The sequence below is a fragment of the Streptomyces sp. NL15-2K genome, from assembly GCF_030551255.1.
Classification (GTDB): Bacteria; Actinomycetota; Actinomycetes; order Streptomycetales; family Streptomycetaceae; genus Streptomyces.
This window is the reverse complement of record NZ_CP130630.1, coordinates 1,653,189-1,671,018: the sequence shown is the minus strand read 5'-3', so window position 1 is coordinate 1,671,018 and position 17,830 is coordinate 1,653,189. Positions and strand designations below refer to the sequence as shown.

Below are 17,830 nucleotides of genomic sequence, written 5' to 3'. Positions count from 1 at the left end.
GATGGCCGGATTCATGCCGCTGACCGAGCTCGACGGCGTGGGCTGGACCAGGCTGCTGACCTGGCTCGCCGACGCGCGGCGAACGAGTCCGGTCCTCGAACTCGGCGGCATGCACCATGTGTTCCGCGCCGAGGACGTGCGCCGCGTGCTGTCGGACAGCGAGCTGTTCTCCTCGGACCGGACGCGGATGATGCCCCCCACGGCCCAGCTCGGGCGGGGCAACCTGACCATGATGGACCCGCCGGACCACACCCGGATGCGGCGGATCGTCAACCAGGCTTTTACGCCCGGCTCGGTCGCGGGCCTCGCCCCGGCGATCGACGAGATCGCCGAGGAACTCGTTCGCGGCCTCACGCCGGACCGGTTCGACCTCGTCCACGACCTCGCCTATCCGCTGCCGATCCGGGTCATCTCCCGGTTCCTGGGGCTGCCCGAGGAGGAACACGGCCGGTTCCGTACCTGGTCGGTCGGGTTCAGCCGCGGCGACGCCGCCCAGATGGACGCGATGCACCGGTACCTGGCCGAAGTGGCGGCGGCGAAGCGGGCGCAGCCGGCGGGGGACCTGATGTCGCGCCTGGCGACCGCGGAGGTGGACGGCGCACCGGCGACGATCGACGAGATCGCCTCGCTCAGCGGCCTGATCCTGCTGGCCGGACATGTCACCACCACCTCGCTGATCGCCGCGGCGGTCCACGAACTGTGCGTCCGGCCGGCCCTGGACGCCCGAGTGCGCGCACAGGACCGGGTCGAGGACCTGGTGCTGGAGGCGCTGCGGGTGCGGCCCGCGTTCGCCCAGGTGACCCGGATCGCGGCCGGGGACGCCACCCTGTCCGGCGCCGTCGTCCCGTCCGGTGCCCCGGTCTCGGCCTGGATCCTGTCCGCGAACCACGACCCGCGGCTGAACCCGGACCCGGAGACGTTCCTGCTGGACCGGCTGGCCCGCCGCCACCTGTCCTTCGGGCACGGCGTGCACTACTGCCTCGGCGGTCCGCTGGCCCAGATCGAGGCGGTCGCCGCGGTGGGCGCGGTCATCCGCCGGTTCGCCAAGCTGACGGTGCTCGCCCCGGTGGAGTTCCACCCGTTGCCCACGCTCTCCATCCGGCGGCTCGTGCTCGCAGGGCAGGGCTATGGCGCCTGACCTGTTCCCGCGGCTGCTCAGCGGAGTGCACGCGGTGGCGGCCCGGGAAAGCACGCTGCTGACCACCCCTACCGGCCACCACCGCGGCCCGGCCGGGCTGTATCCGCTGCTGCACCGTCTGGCCCCGCTCCTGGACGGCCGGACGGCCGAGTCCTCGGTCCTGGCCCGGGTGCCCGAGCCGCGGCGTCCGGTGGCGGGCCACGGCCTGGACCACCTGGAGCGCTGCGGCGCGCTGCGGAGGGAGACCACGGCGCGCCCCGAGGGCATTCCCGACCAGTTGCTCGCCGTCGCCGACCTGGCAGGCGACGCGCCCTATGCGCGATGCGCGGCACTGCTCGCCGCCACGGCCACGGTGAGCGCGCCGGCGGACTGGCTGCGGCCCCTGGACGTGAGTCTGCGCCAGCTGTCGGTACGGCCAGAGGTGTCCACCGCGTCCGGCATCCTGGTCCGGATCGGCGACGTGGAGGTTTCGCTGGCTCCCGACGACGGCCGGCTCGTGGAGCCGATCGGCGAGGTGGAGCGGGCCGTGGTCGCCGCGGCACTCGCGGCGGAGGCCGTGGCCCGGTTCCTCGGCCGCCCGGCCCGCCCGCTGCCCGGCGCCGGTGCCCTGCCCGGTCTCGACCGCCGCCGCCCACGCACGAGCGCCGACGCGCCGCTGCTGGACCCCTGGCCCACGCCTGAGCAGCTGCGGGCGCTCCTGCTCGACCCGGCCTCGCTGCTCCCCGCGGGCGAGTCCGAGTGCGAACGGCCCGCGGCGATCCGTCCTGTCGAGGCCGGCGAAGGGCCGCGAGCGCCCGACTGGCTGCGCGCCCTGCTGTGGTGTGTGCACGTCCCGCTGCGCTGGGAGTCGGGCGACCTCGCGCACTCCGGCGGCTGGGCACACCGCGGCCTCGCCTCGGCGCGCGGGTTCTACCCGGTCGAGCTCTACCTGGCCACGGACACCGGCGCGTGGTACGTCGAGCCCGGGGATCTGCGGCTGATACCGGTGTCCCGGCCCGCGCCCGGGGAGCTGGGTTCCCGGTTCACCCTGGTACTGACGGTGCGCGAGACCAAGGTCTCCCACCGCTACCACCGGTACGCGACCCGGCTGTGCCTCCAGGAGGCGGGCCTGGCCCTGGCAGCGCTGGGCGACGCGGCCCGGGCAGCGGGCATCGCGTACGACGATGTCGCCGAGCTGGGTGAACGGGGCCGGAGCGGGCCCTGGGGTGAGCTGTTCGACCTGGGGCCGGACGAGCGGCCGGTCGGCCGGGTCACCCTGGAGCCGCCGGCGCGCGCTTTCGACCCGTCGACGCTCGTCCGGCACCTGGCGCTGGTGCGGCACCGACGCTCCGGGCACCGGGTGTTCAACGCCATGGGCGCCGACCGGGTCGGCCGGCTCGGGTCGCTGCCCGCCGAAGTGGCCGCGACCGTGGACGACGGGCTCAGGGCGTTCCTGGTCGTCCACCGGCCCTGCCTCGACGCCGCGGCCGTCCGCTGGGAACCCGGGTGCTACCGGATCACCGGGCAGGGCCCGGTACCGGTCCGGGCGGGCATGGAGTGCACGGAGCGGCTCCAGCGCGGGCAGGACGCGATGGGCTGGCTCGCCCCGGACTACCTCAGCGCCTCGGCGACGTTGATCGTCGCGACCCCGGTCGACGAGGCCACCGCCGGCCTGCGGCGACTGCACGAGATCACCGCTGCGGCCGCACGGATCGCGCACCGGGCCCTGCTCGGTGCGGCGGCGGCCGGAGCCGCCGGACGGATCCACAACGGCCTGCGCGCCGACGTACTCGCCGCGGCGACCGGGGACGAACAGCTCGCTCCGCTGTTCCAGCTGCTCGTCGGCTGCCCGGGCCCTGACGGGACCATCACCGTCGACGTGGCGGAGGCCGCGTTCACCGGTACGGAACTCACCACACTCACGGGGGAAACACGATGTGGATGACCGCTCAACAGGGCACTGTCGAACCGCTCGGGCAGACAGGCGACGACCGATGTACCCGCTCCGCCCGGGTCCTGGACGCCATGGTCGATCTCGTGCAGCGGATCGGCTATCCGAAGGTCAGTGTCCAGGACGTCGCCGAGCACGCGGGGATCGGCAAGGGAACCGTCTACAAGCACTGGAACAGCAAAGAGGACATCATCGACGACGTACTGGTCCGGGAATTCGACCGGGTGCACGACCAGTTCATGGCACACCTCCCGCGAGACCGCAGACTCGCCAGCCTGCACGGCACCAGCTGTGTGCTGTACCGCCTGGTCATGGCGAATCCGGTGCTGCGGGCCTACAACACCCGCGACGCACGCGTGCTGGGCACGCATGTGGCGGCCCGGGCCAACCCGGACGCCCTCGGGATCTCGCTCGCGTCGGTCCTGGTGCGGCCGCCGTATCTGGAGTTGCTGCGGGAGAACGGACTGATCGTCGAGGCGGTCTGCTCCCAGGAGGGGCAGCTGTCCATCGAGGCCGTCGTCAGCGGATTCGTCGCCCGCGCGGGCGCCGCAGAGGACACGGAACAGGTCAAGATCTCTTCCCGCCTGATGGCGACTGTGCTGCGCCGGGCGTTCGGACCCGTCGACCCGCCGGAGTCGGCGAATCAGGACCGGATGACGGCGGCGCTGCTGGCCGCCCGCCCGCTGCGGTCTGGGACGCCGAGGCGGTTGGCCCAGGCGCCTGCGACGGATGAGCGATGACCCTGCGGCTGCCGCACTGGGTCCCGGCCCTCTACGAGTCCCTGCACCGCGGTCCCGAACTGGGTTTCCGGGAGCACCGCACCGCCGGGCTCCTCGCCGAGGTACTCGGCCGCGAGGGCTTCGCGGTGACCCGCGGGATCGGCGGCACGGGCCTGACGGCGGTGCTCGGCAGCGGCCCCGGACCCGTCGTCGCGGCGCGTGCGGAGCTGGACGCCCTGCCGCTCCAGGAGCGCACCGGCGAGGCCTTCGCCAGCGAGGTGGACGGAGTGATGCACGCCTGCGGGCACGACCTGCATCTGGCGGCGCTCGCCGGGGCGGCTGCACAGCTGGCGGCGCGTCCGGACCTGCCGCCCGGCCGGATCGTGCTCATCCTCCAGCCGGCGGAGGAACTCGGCAGCGGTGCCGCCAGGATGGTCGACGACGGCCTGGCCGAAGCCGTCCCGCGCCTGGACCTCCTGCTTGGCCAGCATGTCTCGGCCATGGCACCGGTCGGGGTGCTCGTCTCCACGCCCGGCACGGCCCTCGCCGCCACGGACACGCTCACCGTTACGGCACGCGCCCCGGGCGGGCACACCGGCTCACCGGACTCCGGCCCCGATCCGGTGCTGTTCGCCGCGAGCGTCACCCAGCGCCTGCACACCGTGGTGGGCCGGGATGTGCCTCCGTTCGAGCAGGCCGTGGTGTCCGTGCCCGGGATCGTGGCACCGTCCGCACCGGGCCTGCGCGCGCCGTGCGCCGCCGTCACCGTCAACATCCGCACCTTCGATGAACGCGTACGGGAGACGATCCTCGACCGCGTCGAGGCACTGGTGCGGGCGGAGGCCGCCGCCGCCGGGCTCGCCTTCGGCGACGACGTCCGGCTGACCCGCGACACACACGTTCCCCGGGTGGAGAACACGGCCCGGATCCGCGACCGCCTGGCCGCGCTGCACGAGAGCCGGCTGTCCGTGCGCCATCTCACCGTCCCGCCCGCGCTCGCCTCGGATGACGTCAGTGTCCTCATCCGGGCCTTCGGCTGCCCGGCCGTGTACTGGTTCGTCGGATCCGGCGAGCCCGGCGGGCGCCTCGGCCGGGTGCGGCCTGCCTGCCACACCGACGAGTACCTTCCCCACCCGGCGACCCTCGCCGTCGCCACCGCGGCGATGCGTGAGGCATTGCTGGCCGGGCTGTCCGGCGACCTGAGCGAGCCGGCCGGTCAGGCAGATCAGCCGGCGCTGACCGGCTGACTGTCCGGCCGGTGCCGGCGCAACAGCGCGAGCGGAGGTGACCCGCGTCCAGTCACTGGACATGTTCAGTGACTGGACTGCTCTCCGCGCGAGCGGTGGTGACCCGAGACGGCTCGTGGAGATGGAGGAGCCACAGGGCTGCTCTCCGCGCGAGCGGAGTGTCGGCGTGCTTTGAACCGTGGTTCTGGATCACTTTCCGTGCCAGAGCCACGGAGGGTCACCACAATCACGATCATGAACGGCCGTGGGTGATGTGCTCCTCCAGGATCTGTGGTTCCACCGGATCGAAGGAGTTGTGATCCAAAGCGTGATAGTTGACGGCGAGTTGGTGGTCGTGCGGGCCTGCGCATCGGCGGAGCAGGCTGCGTGTCCTGCCTGTGGGACGACGTCGGGCCGAGTGCACAGCCGATACGTACACCTCGCCGACACCGCAGTCGCCGGGCGTCCCGTGGTGATCGAGTTACAGGTCCGCGGCAGGTGTCGCAGGGTCGGGACGGGAAACGGTCCTTGACGAACGCAGAGTGTCCGGTGTGCGCGCCCGCGTCCACCACCAGGTCGCCGGGGGCGAGGCGGGCGCGCATCCAGGCGGTCAGGTGCGGCTCCCATGCGCCGAACAGCCACAGGTAGCGCTGGATGGCGTCGCTGGTCAGCACGGGGAAGACCGCGCTGTTGTGGGTGCGGGCGGTCGCGGTGAGCGGGTGGTGCTTGAGGTGGTCGTTTAGGCGGGCGGCCAGCCAGGGTTTGCCGAGATGGCCGGGGACGTACCGCACGTACGCCCGCAGGGCATGCAGCAGGGGCGGAGGGTGGCAGGCTGGGCGGAAGGAGTCCCAGCGGGTGAGGAGGAGCAGGGGTGAAGGCGGCAGGCCGGGAGCGCGGGCCGGTGGTGTATCTGCTGGTCGGGCTGACCGGGTCGGGCAAGACCACGTACGCCAGGCGGCGGCTGGAGTCGGCCGGGGCGGCGCGGCTGTCGGTGGACGAGCGGGTGCACGCCCGGCACGGCCGCTACGGCGTGGACTACCCGGAGCGGGACTACTTCGCCCTGGAGACCCCGGTGGTCGCCGAGGTCCGCGAGGAGCTGGTCGAGCGGGTCGCCACCGGGCAGGACGTGGTGCTGGACCACGGACTGTGGACGCGTGCCGCCCGCGACGAGTGGAAGAAGCTCGTCGAGGAGGCCGGCGGAAGCCCGCGGCTGCTGTACTTCCCCGTCCCCCGCGAGGAGTTGCTGCCTTGCCGAGCGCAACGAGCGGAAGGACGCCAACGCGCTGACCGTCTCGGAGTCGGCGCTGGAGGACTTCTACGCCCGCTTTGAGCCCCCTCACGACGAGGGCGAGGAGATCATCGAGCCCGGCTCGTTCTGACCCGCCGCGGGCGTCGGGGGCCGCCACGTGGCGACCAGTCGTGTCGCCTCCGCTAACCCGGACCGCAATCCCGGCAAGCCCTGGCGGCCCGGCACCTCCACGGTGATCTCCCGGACGGCATCCACCACCTCGATGCGAGTCATCGCGGCCCGCTGCGCGGCCTTGACCTCCTCGGCCGAGACCTCCGCAGGGTGCATGACCCACTTTGCCTCGATACTCGCGGCCCGCGCCACCAGCCGCTCCTCCGGCGGAAGCGCCAGCCGGGCCCTTCCAGAAGAGGCGCAGCGAAGTACGAACGGCGTCCCTGTGGTGCCCCGGTCGGGTCTCCTGGGAGACGCCACCCGGCATCCCTGCACAGGTGAGTCCTCCGAAGGCTCTGTGTGCGACGCCAGTGCGGCACTGCCGGGGCGCGCACGAGACACCGTGAGGACGTGCGCAGAACTCCAAGAGGTACACCGGCATCAGTCGGCGTCTTATCGGCGTCCCCGTCGAGTCTCGTTCGTGTACCGATGAGTCACCTCGGCGCGCTTCCTTGGCCAGCCGGTTCCGCTCGTTCTCCTCACGCCGCTGGGCCTTCAGCGCCTTCCTCACCGCGGCCTCCTCCATCTGCTTCGCCCGCACCCGCTGCACGTTCCCGGGAGTCGGCATCCCCGCCACCAGCGCCTCCTACAGGCCGACCGACTTGAGCATGTTCAGCAGGATGTCGGTGTTGCCGATCGCAGTCTCCTGCGCCTCCCGGGCCGCCTCCAGCTGTTCGGCCTGCGCGGCCAAGGTGTCCACGTCGCCCTGGGCGACGGCGTCCTGACTCGCGGCGATCACGCCGAGCAGCAGGTGCAGGCCACTCGCCGTGTGTGCGGCGGCCAGCGGGATCGGCCCGGTCGCATGGTGCTGGGCCATCAACCTGAGCGGCGTGCCGGCCCGCAGGACCTGCCAGCGGATGAACTCGACACGCTTGACCGGGTCGTCCTGCCCGGCACCTGCGGCCTTCAGCTGTGCCTCCCACGCCGCGTGGCGGGCGTCGTCGTCCAGGACGACACCGTCGGCGAGCGCCGCCTCGGTCTGTACCATGCCGAGCAGGGCGTTGACCAGCCGGACCCGGTAAGCGTCCTCTCCGCCGAGCCGGGCTGATCAATAGTGCACAGGTGGTGGTCGCGGCGTTTGCCTGGTCATAGGGAGATCGCATGCGAGGTACCACCAGTCATTTGCGCTATCCACCCGGGGTCGGCAAGACCATGCTGTCCGTCGCGCTCGGGCGGGTGGCCCTGCCCATGCCCGCCCGTCCTCCCGGCGGCGCACCGAGGCCTCCTGCGCAGGCCCCCCGAGGTCGCCAGCGCTGTGACGATCACCCGGCTCTACCCCCGAGACGATGGGCGAGGCAAACGGCCGGGATCAGGCCGCACGCATGATGCCCACCACGGCTTGCCGATATGGAGGCTGGGTGGAGATCCGCCCAGCCTCCAGTGCGTCGACGGGCAAGCACACGCCCGGCCGGAGTTCTGCGCAGGGCCGGTCGGAGCGGGGCGTTCTGCCGCACCGGAGACCTGCCAGGATTCAGTGCGACCAGATAGCTCTTCGTCTCACCTCGTCTCACACATTTCTCACAGACGAGAGCGCACGGGAGCACGTGAGAGCCCTGACCTGGAACTTTGATGTCGTCACAGACCACGGTGAACCAGATAGACGCGCCGTAAGCTAGGGGTATGGCCTACGAGATTCCGGTGACGCAAGCCAGGGCTGAACTCGCCGACCTGATCAACCGGGTGGTGTACGGAGGTGAGCGGGTGGTCGTGACACGGCACGGCAAACCCCTCGTCGCCCTGGTCTCCGCCGCCGACCTCGAACGGCTGGAGGAGCTTCAGGAGCCTGCGGAGGAGCAGGTGATCAGCGCCGTCTCCACCGTGCGCGAGGTCGCGTCCGCTCCCCGCGAACAGCAGCGCTTCGACATCGCGGCGCACCACCGGGGGGCCGGCTCCACGTAGACGAAAGACCGTGCACACCCGTCCGCTACAGCGGGAGTGCACGGCCGGACCGGTGCCGAGGGCCGGTCAGCCCACGGAGGTCAGTTCCCGCTTGTCCGCCGGCTCGGTGCTCCGCCTACGTGTCTTGAGGGCGCTCCCGAGCAGTACGGCGCCCAGGCCCAGCGCGGCCCACCAGGTCAGGGTCAGGGCGGGGCCGGTCGCCGCCGCGTCGTCGAAGAACGACACCGAGCGCAGCAGGGTCGTGCCCGCGCCCGGCGGCAGCCACTGGCCGATCGTCCCGGCCGGCTCGGGCAGCATCTGCGGGGCCGTGGCCGCCCCGGAGAACGGGTTGCCGAGCAGCATCACCACACCAGCGCCGAGCCCGATGCCGGGCGTGCCGAGCAGGGCGGCGAGTCCGGCCACCGCGCCGCTCACGGCCAGCGTCGCCAGGCCGAGCGTGCCGGCCTCCGCCCACCAGTCGCCCGTGAGGACCCCCAGCCAGCTGTGCGCGATCGCGGCTGCGGTCACGCCGACCAGAGCGGAGGCGGTGAGCAGCGCGGCCACGGCGCGCACGCCGCGCAGTCCGAGCAGGGTCACCACCGAGCCCGCCGCGATGCCGGCCAGGGCGAGCGGCAGCACGCTGGCGTTCAGCGCGGAACCGCGCGGGTCCTTCTCGGGGGCGGGCACCACGTCGACCGTCCTGATCTGCGTGCCCTCGGCGGACGCCACCTCCGCCACCGTCTGCTGGAGCAGCTGGGCGACGAACGGGCTCGCGGCGGAGGCGGTGAGCAGTTCGGGTCCCTGGGGCGTGACGACGACCGCGCCGTATACGGTCCGCTCCTCGATGGCGTCCCGGGCGGCGGCCTCGTCGGCGTACCGGTGGATGTCGAACGCGCCCTCGCGCTGTCGCAGCTGCTGCTCCACCTGAGCCGTGGCGGCGGCGGGACCGGCCACGCCGAGCGGCAGGTCGCGGGGCGCGGTGCGCGCGGCGGGCCAGGCGAAGGCCCACAGGGCGAGGGCCGCGAGGAGGGGGATGAGGACGGCGACGGCGGCCAGGCGGCGGCCGTGCGGCAGTGATTGTGGCGCGGTCTCGGTAGCGGATGCGGTGGGCATGCTGCTCCTTGGAGGTAAAAAGAAGGATCGTTCGTTTTAGGTACGCCGTCACCGTCTCGCTGTGCGTCCGCCTTGTCAAGAAGGAACGTTCGTTTTAAGTTGGGGACCATGGCCCGCGTATCCCAGGAACACCTCGACGCCCGCCGCCGGCAGATTCTCGACGGCGCCGCACTCTGCTTCGCCCGCAACGGCTTCCACGCCACGTCCATGCAGGACGTGCTGAAGGAGGCCGATCTGTCGGCGGGTGCCGTCTACCGCTACTTCAGCGGCAAGGAAGAGCTGATCGCGGCGATCGTGGGTGAGGTGCTCGGCGAGGTCCGTGCGGCCTTCGAGGCGGCCGCCGAGCAGAGCCCGCTGCCGCCGCCCGACCTCCTCGTGGCCTCCGTCCTCAGCCGGACCCTCGGCCTGCGGGAGTCCCTGACCATCGACGGCGCGCCCGCCTTCCCGCGGCTGGTCGTCCAGGTGTGGTCGGAGATCCCGCGCAACGACGAGCTGGCGGCCGTCCTGCGCGAGGGATACGGCGCGGTGCGCGCGGCCTGGGCGCGGATCGTCGAGGGCTATCAGCAGGCCGGGAGGATGCGCTCGGACATCGAACCGGACCACGTGGCCCGCACGATGATCGCCGCCGTCCTGGGCTTCATCGCCCAGCAGTCGCTCTTCGGCCCTGCCCCCGTCGACATCCTGCGCGACGGCCTACGCGCGTTGACGACCATGTCCTCCCCGCAGCCCGAGGCCCGAATGGATCACAGCTCGGTTAACGTGCCCGAAACTCGGTCCAACTAGCCTGCCCCTCCACGCCACCAGGGACTTTGCCCCGTGGCTGCGGCAGCCGGACCCCGCACGGTCCGGAGCGAGGACTGTGAGGTGGGACGTGCAACTGACCCCGCACGAGCAAGAGAGGCTGCTCATCCACGTGGCGGCCGACGTGGCCGAGAAGCGCCGGGCCCGCGGGCTGAAGCTCAACCACCCCGAGGCGGTCGCGCTCATCACCTCGCACATCCTCGAGGGCGCGCGTGACGGCCGTACGGTCGCCGAACTCATGGCTTCCGGCCGCAAGCTGCTCACCCGCGACGACGTCATGGAAGGCATCCCCGAGATGATCCACGACGTCCAGGTCGAGGCGACCTTCCCGGACGGCACCAAGCTCGTCACCGTCCACGACCCGATCGTCTGAGGGGCCTCGATGATTCCCGGAGAGATCCTGTTCGCTTCAGACCCGATCGTCTGCAACGAGGGCCGCGAGGTCACCCGACTGACCGTCCTCAACGCCGCCGACCGCCCCGTCCAGGTCGGCTCCCACTACCACTTCGCCGAGGCCAACCCCGGCCTGGACTTCGACCGCGCCGCCGCACGCGGCAAGCGGCTGAACGTCGCGGCCGGCACGGCCGTGCGCTTCGAACCGGGGATCCCCGTCGACGTAGAACTCGTCCCGCTCACCGGCGCCCGCGTGGTCCCCGGCCTCCGCGGGGAGACCGGAGGTGCCCTCGATGCCTGAGATCTCGCGTGCCGCGTACGCCGACCTGTTCGGCCCCACCGCCGGCGACCGCATCCGGCTCGCCGACACCGATCTGCTGGTCGAGATCGAGGAGGATCGTTCCGGCGGGCCCGGGCTCGCCGGGGACGAGGCCGTCTTCGGCGGCGGCAAGGTCATCCGCGAGTCCATGGGCCAGTCGCGTGCCACGCGCGCTGAAGGCACTCCGGACACGGTCATCACGGGTGCCGTCATCATCGACCACTGGGGGATCGTCAAGGCCGACGTCGGCATCCGCGACGGCCGGATCACCGGCATCGGCAAGGCGGGCAACCCCGACACGATGGACGGGGTCCACCCGGATCTGGTGATCGGCCCGGAGACGGAGGTCATCGCGGGCAACGGACGGATCCTGACCGCGGGCGCCATCGACGCGCACGTCCACTTCATCTGCCCGCAGATCGCCGACGAGGCGCTGTCCGCAGGTGTCACGACCCTGGTCGGCGGCGGCACCGGACCGGCCGAGGGATCGAAGGCGACCACGGTCACACCCGGCCCCTGGCACCTGGCGCGGATGCTGGAGGCGATGGAGCAGTACCCGCTCAACATCGGGTTCCTCGGCAAGGGCAACACCGTCTCGCACCAGGCGATGCTGTCGCAGATCCGCGGCGGCGCGCTCGGGCTGAAGCTGCACGAGGACTGGGGGTCGACACCGGCCGTCATCGACGCCTCGCTGACCGTCGCCGACCGGACCGGCATCCAGGTCGCGATCCACACGGACACGCTGAACGAGGCGGGGTTCGTCGGTGACACGCTGGCCGCGATCGCGGGGCGGGGCATCCACGCGTACCACACCGAGGGCGCGGGCGGCGGGCATGCGCCGGACATCATGACCGTGGTGTCCGAGCCGCACGTACTGCCGAGTTCGACGAATCCGACGCGGCCGTTCACCGTCAACACCGCCGAGGAACACCTCGACATGCTGATGGTGTGCCACCACCTGAACCCGGCGGTGCCGGAGGACCTGGCGTTCGCCGAGTCCCGGATCCGGCCCTCGACCATCGGGGCGGAGGACATACTCCACGACCTGGGCGCCATCTCCATCATCTCGTCCGACGCGCAGGCCATGGGGCGGGTGGGCGAGGTCATCATGCGGACCTGGCAGACGGCGCATGTGATGAAGCGGCGGCGGGGTGCGCTGCCGGGCGACGGGCACGCGGACAACCGTCGGGTACGTCGCTATGTCGCCAAGTACACGATCAACCCCGCCGTCGCGCAGGGCCTCGCCCACGAGGTCGGCTCGGTCGAGACCGGCAAGCTGGCGGACCTGGTGCTGTGGGAGCCCGCGTTCTTCGGGGTCAAGCCGCACCTCGTCGTCAAGGGCGGGCAGATCGCGTACGCGCAGATGGGCGACGCGAACGCGTCCATCCCGACCCCGCAGCCGATCCTGCCGCGCCCGATGTACGGGGCGATCGGGCGGGCGCCCGCGTCCAACTCGTTCAACTTCGTGGCGCCGCTCGCCATCGAGGACGGCCTGCCCGAACGGCTCCAGCTCGGGAAGCGGTTCGTGGCCATCGAGTCGACGCGCGGGGTCACCAAGGCCGACATGCGCGAGAACGACGCGCGGCCCCGGGTCCACGTCGACCCCGACAGCTTCGCCGTGCACATCGACGGAGAGCTGGTCGAGGCGACGCCGGCCGCCGAGCTGCCCATGGCCCAGCGTTACTTCCTCTTCTGACGGCATGGGCTGAGAGGCTCCGAGGTTCCGATGTCACGAGCAGCGCTTCTCGTCCTGGCCGACGGCCGCTTTCCCGCCGGGGGCCACGCCCACTCCGGCGGGGCCGAGGCGGCCGTCAAGGCCGGACGCGTCACGGGTGCGGCGAGCCTGGCGGACTTCTGCCGGGGGCGGCTGCACACTGCGGGGCGCGTCTCGGCCGCGCTGGCCGCGGCGGCGGTACTCGGTGTGGACCCCGTGGCGCTGGACGCGGCCGCCGATGCGCGGACGCCGTCGCCGGCCCTGCGGGTGGCTGCGCGGAAGCTGGGGCGGCAGTTGATGCGGGCCGCGCGGGCGACCTGGCCGTCGGCGGAGCTCGATGCTCTGGCCCGGGAGTTTCCCAAGGGGGCGCATCAGCCGGTGGTGCTGGGGCTTGCGGCGCGGGCGGCGGGGCTGGGGGCCCTGGATGCCGCTTATTGTGCGGCGTACGAGAGTGTCAGTGGGCCTGCGAGTGCGACGGTGCGGTTGCTCAGCCTTGATCCCTTTGACGCCACGGGGGTGCTGGCCCGGCTGGCGCCGGAGCTCGATCGTGTCGCGGATCTGGCGGTGGAGGCGGCGCGCAGGAGTGTCGACGAGGGGGTCGACGCCTTGCCCGCGGGTTCTGCGCCGCTGCTGGAAATCGGGGCGGAGGCGCATGCCGCGTGGGCTGTACGGCTGTTCGCGTCCTAGGGGTTTCGCCCCCGCCGCCCCTACCCGTCCCATCTCCAGGGGCTCCGCCCCTTCGACCCCGCCAGGGGGCTTCGCCCCCTGGACCCCCCATCGGCCTGAACGGCCTCGTCCTCAAACGCCGGACAGGCTGAAATGGCACCGCCGCTTGGCACAGTTTGGAGCCGTACCCATGCACCTCGACCACCACCACGACGGCCCCGCCGCCGTCAGCGCCGACGCCCGCCGCTCCGACGGATCGCGTCGTGCCCTGCGGGTCGGGCTCGGTGGGCCCGTCGGGTCCGGGAAGACCGCGACCGTTGCCGCGCTCTGCCGGGTCCTGCGCGACGAGCTGTCCCTCGCCGTCGTCACGAACGACATCTATACGCGTGAGGACGCCGAGTTCCTGCTCCGGGAGGCCGTGCTGCCGCCAGAGCGGATCACCGCCGTGGAGACGGGGGCCTGCCCGCACACCGCGATCCGGGACGACATCTCCGCCAACCTGGAGGCGGTGGAGGATCTGGAGGACGAGGTCGGGCCGCTGGATCTGATCCTCGTCGAGTCCGGTGGGGACAACCTGACCGCCACCTTCTCCAAAGGGCTCGTCGACGCGCAGATCTTCGTGATCGACGTCGCTGGAGGTGACGACATTCCCAGGAAGGGCGGACCCGGCGTCACCACGGCCGACCTGCTCGTCGTCAACAAGACCGACCTCGCACCGTACGTCGGCTCCGACCTCGGCCGGATGGCGGCCGACGCCAAGGCTCAGCGGGCCGAGCTGCCGGTCGTCTTCCAGTCGCTGAGGACCGAGGCCGGGGTCGCCGAGGTCGCCGACTGGGTGCGGGCGCAGCTCGCCGCGTGGAAGGCCTGACCGCCGCCGTGGCAGGAGTGCGGGCCACCGCGCGGATTCTCGCGCGCGACGACGGCAGAGGCGGGACGTCCCTGCCCGTCCTGGAGGGCGACGGGCCGCTGGCGCTGCGGCGGACCCGGGGGAGCGGCACCGAGGCGCGGGTCATGCTCGTCGGCGCGATGAGCGGGCCGCTCGGCGGCGACCACTTCACCGTGGAGGCCGGCGTGGAGGCCGGGGCCCGGCTGCGTGTCGGCTCGGCCGCCGCCACCATCGCCCTGCCGGGACAGACCAAGGACGAGGCCCGCTACGACGTCCGGCTCACCGTCGCCGACGGTGCGGAACTGCAGTGGCTGCCCGAGCAGTTGATCTCCGCGCACGGCAGCGATCTGTACGTCACGACCCGCGTCGACCTCGGCGCGACGGCCCGGCTCGTCCTGCGCGAGGAGCAGGTGCTCGGGCGTGCGGGGGAGGAACCCGGGCGGCTCGGCAGCCGTCTGGTCGTACGGGTCGCGGGGCGGACGGTACTGGACCAGGAGCTGGCGTGCGGACCCGGAGCGCCGGGCGGCTGGGACGGGCCCGCCGTGCTCGCGGGACATCGGGCCGTCGGCCAAGTCGTCGTCGTACGACCGGAGTTCGCGGCGGAGCCGGTGGCGGCCAGGGTGCTGGGCGAGACCGCCGCGGTCGTTCCGCTCGCCGGGCCCGCCGCGCTGGTGACCGCCGTGGCGCCGGACGCGCTGCGGCTGCGCCGGGTGCTGGACGAGGCGCTGGCCTCCCTGGGCTAGTGCCCCGACAGGCAACGTTCGCCCCGTCGCGACGCCCGGCACGCTCCCCCACTGCCTTAAAGGCGTGGGAGGTGCCCCCACTCGCCGCACCGGCCGAAAGCCCAAGTACGTCCGGTCCATCGACGGAGCCTTCCGGCCGGCACTCCCCCAGAGGGGGGACCCCCAGAGCACGCACCGGACGCCGCTCCTTGACGGGGCGAACGTTGCCTGCCGGGGCACTAGAACCGCCCAGCGAACGAACGTTCCCGTTTATCGGATTGGCAAAGAAGGTCAACTACCCCTGTTCTCAGGGAGCTCACAGCAGCGAGGATCCCCGTACCCATCTCAACGACGTACGGGGAGGTCCCACTTGAGGGACATCAGACCGAAGTGGCGGGCGACGGCGCTCGGTTCGGCCGGAGTGCTCGTCACGGCAACGCTCATAGCCGGTGCCGTGACAGCGCCCACGGCGAGCGCCAGCGGGGACTCCCGCGACGGCCAGGACCGCGAGACCCGCGGCGTGGCGATCGCCGCCGCCAAGGCCGCGAAGACCGGCATCGACTGGCAGGACTGCCCCGCCGACTGGGGCCTGGAGAAGCCCATCAAGTGCGGTTGGGTCACCGTGCCGCTCGACTACGCCAAGCCCTACGGCAAGCAGATCAAGCTCGCCGTCGACCGCGTCGGCAACACCGGGACCAAGGCGGAGCGCCAGGGCGCGCTCATCTACAACCCCGGCGGACCGGGCGGCTCCGGCCTGCGCTTCCCGCGCCGGGTCACCACCAAGGCGCCCGTCTGGGCCAACACGGCCAAGGCGTACGACTTCGTGGGCTTCGACCCGCGGGGTGTGGGCCACTCGGCGCCCATCTCCTGCGCGGACCCGCAGGAGTTCGTCAAGGCGCCCAAGATGGACCCGGTGCCGGACTCCGAGGCCGACAAGCTCGCCCAGCGCAAGCTGGCCCGCGAGTACGCCGAGGGCTGCTACGAGCGCAGCGGCGAGATGCTGCCGCACATGACCACGCCGAACACCGCGCGCGACCTGGACGTCATCCGTGCCGCGCTCGGCGAGAAGAAGCTCAACTTCCTCGGCGTCTCCTACGGCACCTACCTCGGCGCGGTCTACGGCACGCTGTTCCCGGGCCATGTGCGCCGCATGGTCGTCGACAGCGTCGTCAACCCCTCGCGGGAGAAGATCTGGTACGAGGCCAACCTCGACCAGGATGTCGCCTTCGAAATGCGCTGGAAGGACTGGCAGGACTGGGTCGCCGCCAACGACGCCACCTTCCACCTCGGTGACACCCGCGCCGAAGTCCAGGCGAAGTGGCTGCAGTTGCGTGCCACCGCCAAGAAGAACCCCATCGGCGGGGTCGTCGGCCCGGCCGAGCTGATCGGCTTCTTCCAGGGCGCCCCGTACTACGACTCCTCGTGGATCCCGGTCGCGACCGTCTTCAGCAAGTACTTTGCCGGCGACACCCAGGCGCTCGTCGACGCGGCCGCCCCCGACCTGTCGGACACGGCGGGCAACGCCACGTCGGAGAACGGCAACGCGGTCTACACGGCCGTCGAGTGCACCGACGCCAAGTGGCCCACCAGTTGGCAGAAGTGGGACCGGGACAACACCCGGCTGCACAAGGAGTACCCGTTCCTGACCTGGTCCAACGCGTGGATGAACCTGCCGTGCGCGACCTGGCCGGTCAAGCAGCAGACCCCGCTGAACGTGAAGACCGGCAAGGGGCTGCCCGGCGTGCTGATCGTGCAGTCCGAGCGTGACGCGGCCACGCCGTACGGCGGTGCCGTCGAACTGCACAAGCGCTTCAAGGGCTCCCGCCTGATCACCGAGAAGAACGCGGGCTCCCACGGCGTGACCAGCCTGGTCAACCCGTGCGTCAACGAGCGGGTGGACGCCTACCTGCTCACCGGCAAGCTGGACGGCGCCGACGTGACGTGCGCGCCGCACGCCACACCGAAGCCGTAGGCCGTACGGCCGGGTAGGGGCGGCCGGAGCCAACGGCCGCCCCTACCCGGCCCCGGGCCGCTCTGCCGACGGCAGGCATCAACTGAGCGGCATCCGGGGGAACTTGCGCTCCTTCTCGGCGCCCGCGGAGGCCTCCTCCGCCTTCACCACGGCCGCGTACTGGTCGACGTACTCCTGATCGGACAACTTCAGGATCGCGTACATGATCTCGTCGGTGACGGCCCGCAGGATCGCCTTCTCGTTCTCCATGCCGGCGTACCGGGAGAAGTCGAGGGGCTTGCCGAAGCGGATCACCACGGGGTGGAGGTTGGGGACGACCTTGCCGGGCGGCTGGGCCTCGAAGGTGCCGATCATCGCGCAGGGGATGACGGGTACCCCTGCCTTCAGTGCCATCACCGCGACGCCGACCTTGCCCTTGTAGAGCCGGCCGTCGTGGGATCGGGTGCCCTCGGGATAGATGCCGAGGAGTTCGTTCTTGCGCAGGACGCCGAGGCCCTCGCGGATCGCGGCCTGGCCGGCCTCCTTGCCGGAGCGGTCCACCGGGATCTGTCCGGCGCTGTGGAAGAAGAACGCCGTCAGCCGGCCTTTGAGGCCGGGCCCCGTGAAGTACTCGGCCTTCGCGAGGAAGGTGATGCGCCGCTTGAGGACCGCGGGCATCAGGAAGTGGTCGGAGAAAGAAAGGTGGTTGCCCGCGACGATGGCCGGCCCCGACGGCGGGATGTGTTCCAGACCTTCGATGCGAGGACGGAAGACCAGTCTGAGCAGCGGTCCCAGGAGGACGTACTTGAGCAGGTAGTAGAACAACGGGGCGCTCCTCACTTGCTCCGGCGGATCGCTGGGCCGTCGCGTTCCGGCAGGTCAACCGGCATGTCGTGGGCTGTCAGTCTAGGTGCA

The 17,830-nt window shown here is 71.8% G+C and carries 17 protein-coding genes and 1 pseudogene; 14 read left to right on the top strand and 4 right to left on the bottom strand.

Annotated elements, in window-relative coordinates; translation table 11 throughout:
• Position 1 precedes the first annotated feature (1 nt).
• The 5 genes from Q4V64_RS06885 to Q4V64_RS06865 all read left to right on the top strand — a co-directional run bounded on the left by Q4V64_RS06885 (position 2) and on the right by Q4V64_RS06865 (position 6,343).
• Positions 2 to 1,138, top strand: coding sequence for a cytochrome P450 (locus Q4V64_RS06885; RefSeq protein ID WP_124444215.1), 1,137 nt, complete (start codon positions 2 to 4; stop codon positions 1,136 to 1,138).
• Positions 1,128 to 3,062, top strand: a complete 1,935-nt coding sequence (locus Q4V64_RS06880; protein ID WP_124444216.1) for a hypothetical protein — start codon at positions 1,128 to 1,130, stop codon at positions 3,060 to 3,062. Before Q4V64_RS06885 ends, Q4V64_RS06880 begins: the two co-directional genes overlap by 11 nt.
• A complete protein-coding gene (locus tag Q4V64_RS06875) occupies positions 3,059 to 3,808 on the top strand; it encodes a TetR/AcrR family transcriptional regulator (RefSeq protein WP_172629512.1) in 750 nt (249 codons plus the stop codon). Before Q4V64_RS06880 ends, Q4V64_RS06875 begins: the two co-directional genes overlap by 4 nt.
• A complete protein-coding gene (locus Q4V64_RS06870; RefSeq protein ID WP_124444218.1) occupies positions 3,805 to 5,034 on the top strand; it encodes an amidohydrolase in 1,230 nt (409 codons plus the stop codon). The genes Q4V64_RS06875 and Q4V64_RS06870 overlap by 4 nt, the downstream gene beginning before the upstream one ends.
• A gap of 850 nt (positions 5,035 to 5,884) precedes the next feature.
• On the top strand, positions 5,885 to 6,343 hold the full coding sequence (locus Q4V64_RS06865; protein WP_253267344.1) for an ATP-binding protein: 459 nt from the start codon (positions 5,885 to 5,887) through the stop codon (positions 6,341 to 6,343).
• Positions 6,344 to 6,349: 6 nt separating this feature from the next.
• Here the strand turns inward: Q4V64_RS06865 and Q4V64_RS06860 are convergent, their stop codons facing one another.
• Both Q4V64_RS06860 and Q4V64_RS06855 read right to left on the bottom strand, forming a co-directional pair.
• A complete protein-coding gene (locus Q4V64_RS06860; protein ID WP_253267345.1) occupies positions 6,350 to 6,589 on the bottom strand; it encodes a DUF3245 domain-containing protein in 240 nt (79 codons plus the stop codon).
• 469 nt (positions 6,590 to 7,058) lie between these two features.
• Positions 7,059 to 7,505 (bottom strand): annotated as a pseudogene (locus Q4V64_RS06855) (DUF6245 family protein); the annotation flags it as partial.
• A 587-nt stretch (positions 7,506 to 8,092) separates the two neighbouring features.
• Between Q4V64_RS06855 and Q4V64_RS06850 the strand changes: the two are divergent.
• Positions 8,093 to 8,371, top strand: a complete 279-nt coding sequence (locus Q4V64_RS06850) for a type II toxin-antitoxin system Phd/YefM family antitoxin (RefSeq protein ID WP_124444221.1) — start codon at positions 8,093 to 8,095, stop codon at positions 8,369 to 8,371.
• 66 nt (positions 8,372 to 8,437) lie between these two features.
• Here Q4V64_RS06850 and Q4V64_RS06845 read toward each other — a convergent pair whose 3' ends face one another.
• Positions 8,438 to 9,463 carry an ABC transporter permease gene (locus Q4V64_RS06845; protein WP_124444222.1) on the bottom strand — a complete coding sequence of 342 codons (1,026 nt, stop codon included), beginning with the start codon at positions 9,461 to 9,463 and terminating at the stop codon, positions 8,438 to 8,440.
• Positions 9,464 to 9,571: 108 nt separating this feature from the next.
• Here Q4V64_RS06845 and Q4V64_RS06840 point away from each other — a divergent pair, with 108 nt between their 5' ends.
• From Q4V64_RS06840 to Q4V64_RS06805, 8 genes are all read left to right on the top strand, one after another.
• A complete protein-coding gene (locus Q4V64_RS06840; RefSeq protein ID WP_124444223.1) occupies positions 9,572 to 10,246 on the top strand; it encodes a TetR/AcrR family transcriptional regulator in 675 nt (224 codons plus the stop codon).
• 88 nt (positions 10,247 to 10,334) lie between these two features.
• Entirely contained in the window at positions 10,335 to 10,637 is a 303-nt protein-coding gene (locus tag Q4V64_RS06835) for an urease subunit gamma (RefSeq protein ID WP_010355509.1), read from the top strand.
• Positions 10,638 to 10,646: 9 nt separating this feature from the next.
• Positions 10,647 to 10,958, top strand: a complete 312-nt coding sequence (locus tag Q4V64_RS06830) for an urease subunit beta (protein ID WP_124444224.1) — start codon at positions 10,647 to 10,649, stop codon at positions 10,956 to 10,958.
• Positions 10,951 to 12,672 (top strand): urease subunit alpha, encoded by a 1,722-nt coding sequence (locus Q4V64_RS06825; RefSeq protein ID WP_124444225.1) that lies wholly within the window; start codon positions 10,951 to 10,953, stop codon positions 12,670 to 12,672. The genes Q4V64_RS06830 and Q4V64_RS06825 overlap by 8 nt, the downstream gene beginning before the upstream one ends.
• A 30-nt stretch (positions 12,673 to 12,702) precedes the next feature.
• Positions 12,703 to 13,377: an urease accessory UreF family protein gene (locus Q4V64_RS06820; protein ID WP_124444226.1), complete on the top strand. Its 675-nt coding sequence runs from the start codon at positions 12,703 to 12,705 to the stop codon at positions 13,375 to 13,377.
• Positions 13,378 to 13,546: 169 nt separating this feature from the next.
• On the top strand, positions 13,547 to 14,224 hold the full coding sequence (gene ureG / locus Q4V64_RS06815; protein WP_124444227.1) for an urease accessory protein UreG: 678 nt from the start codon (positions 13,547 to 13,549) through the stop codon (positions 14,222 to 14,224).
• Positions 14,212 to 14,985, top strand: coding sequence for an urease accessory protein UreD (locus Q4V64_RS06810; protein ID WP_124444228.1), 774 nt, complete (start codon positions 14,212 to 14,214; stop codon positions 14,983 to 14,985). Before ureG ends, Q4V64_RS06810 begins: the two co-directional genes overlap by 13 nt.
• A 349-nt stretch (positions 14,986 to 15,334) precedes the next feature.
• On the top strand, positions 15,335 to 16,936 hold the full coding sequence (locus Q4V64_RS06805; RefSeq protein WP_124444229.1) for an alpha/beta hydrolase: 1,602 nt from the start codon (positions 15,335 to 15,337) through the stop codon (positions 16,934 to 16,936).
• 78 nt (positions 16,937 to 17,014) lie between these two features.
• On the opposite strand, the gene Q4V64_RS06800 is transcribed toward Q4V64_RS06805, so the two are convergent.
• The gene (locus Q4V64_RS06800; protein ID WP_124444230.1) at positions 17,015 to 17,740 is read right to left on the bottom strand and encodes a lysophospholipid acyltransferase family protein; all 726 of its coding nucleotides are present in this window, start codon (positions 17,738 to 17,740) and stop codon (positions 17,015 to 17,017) included.
• Between the last annotated feature and the right edge of the window lie 90 nt (positions 17,741 to 17,830).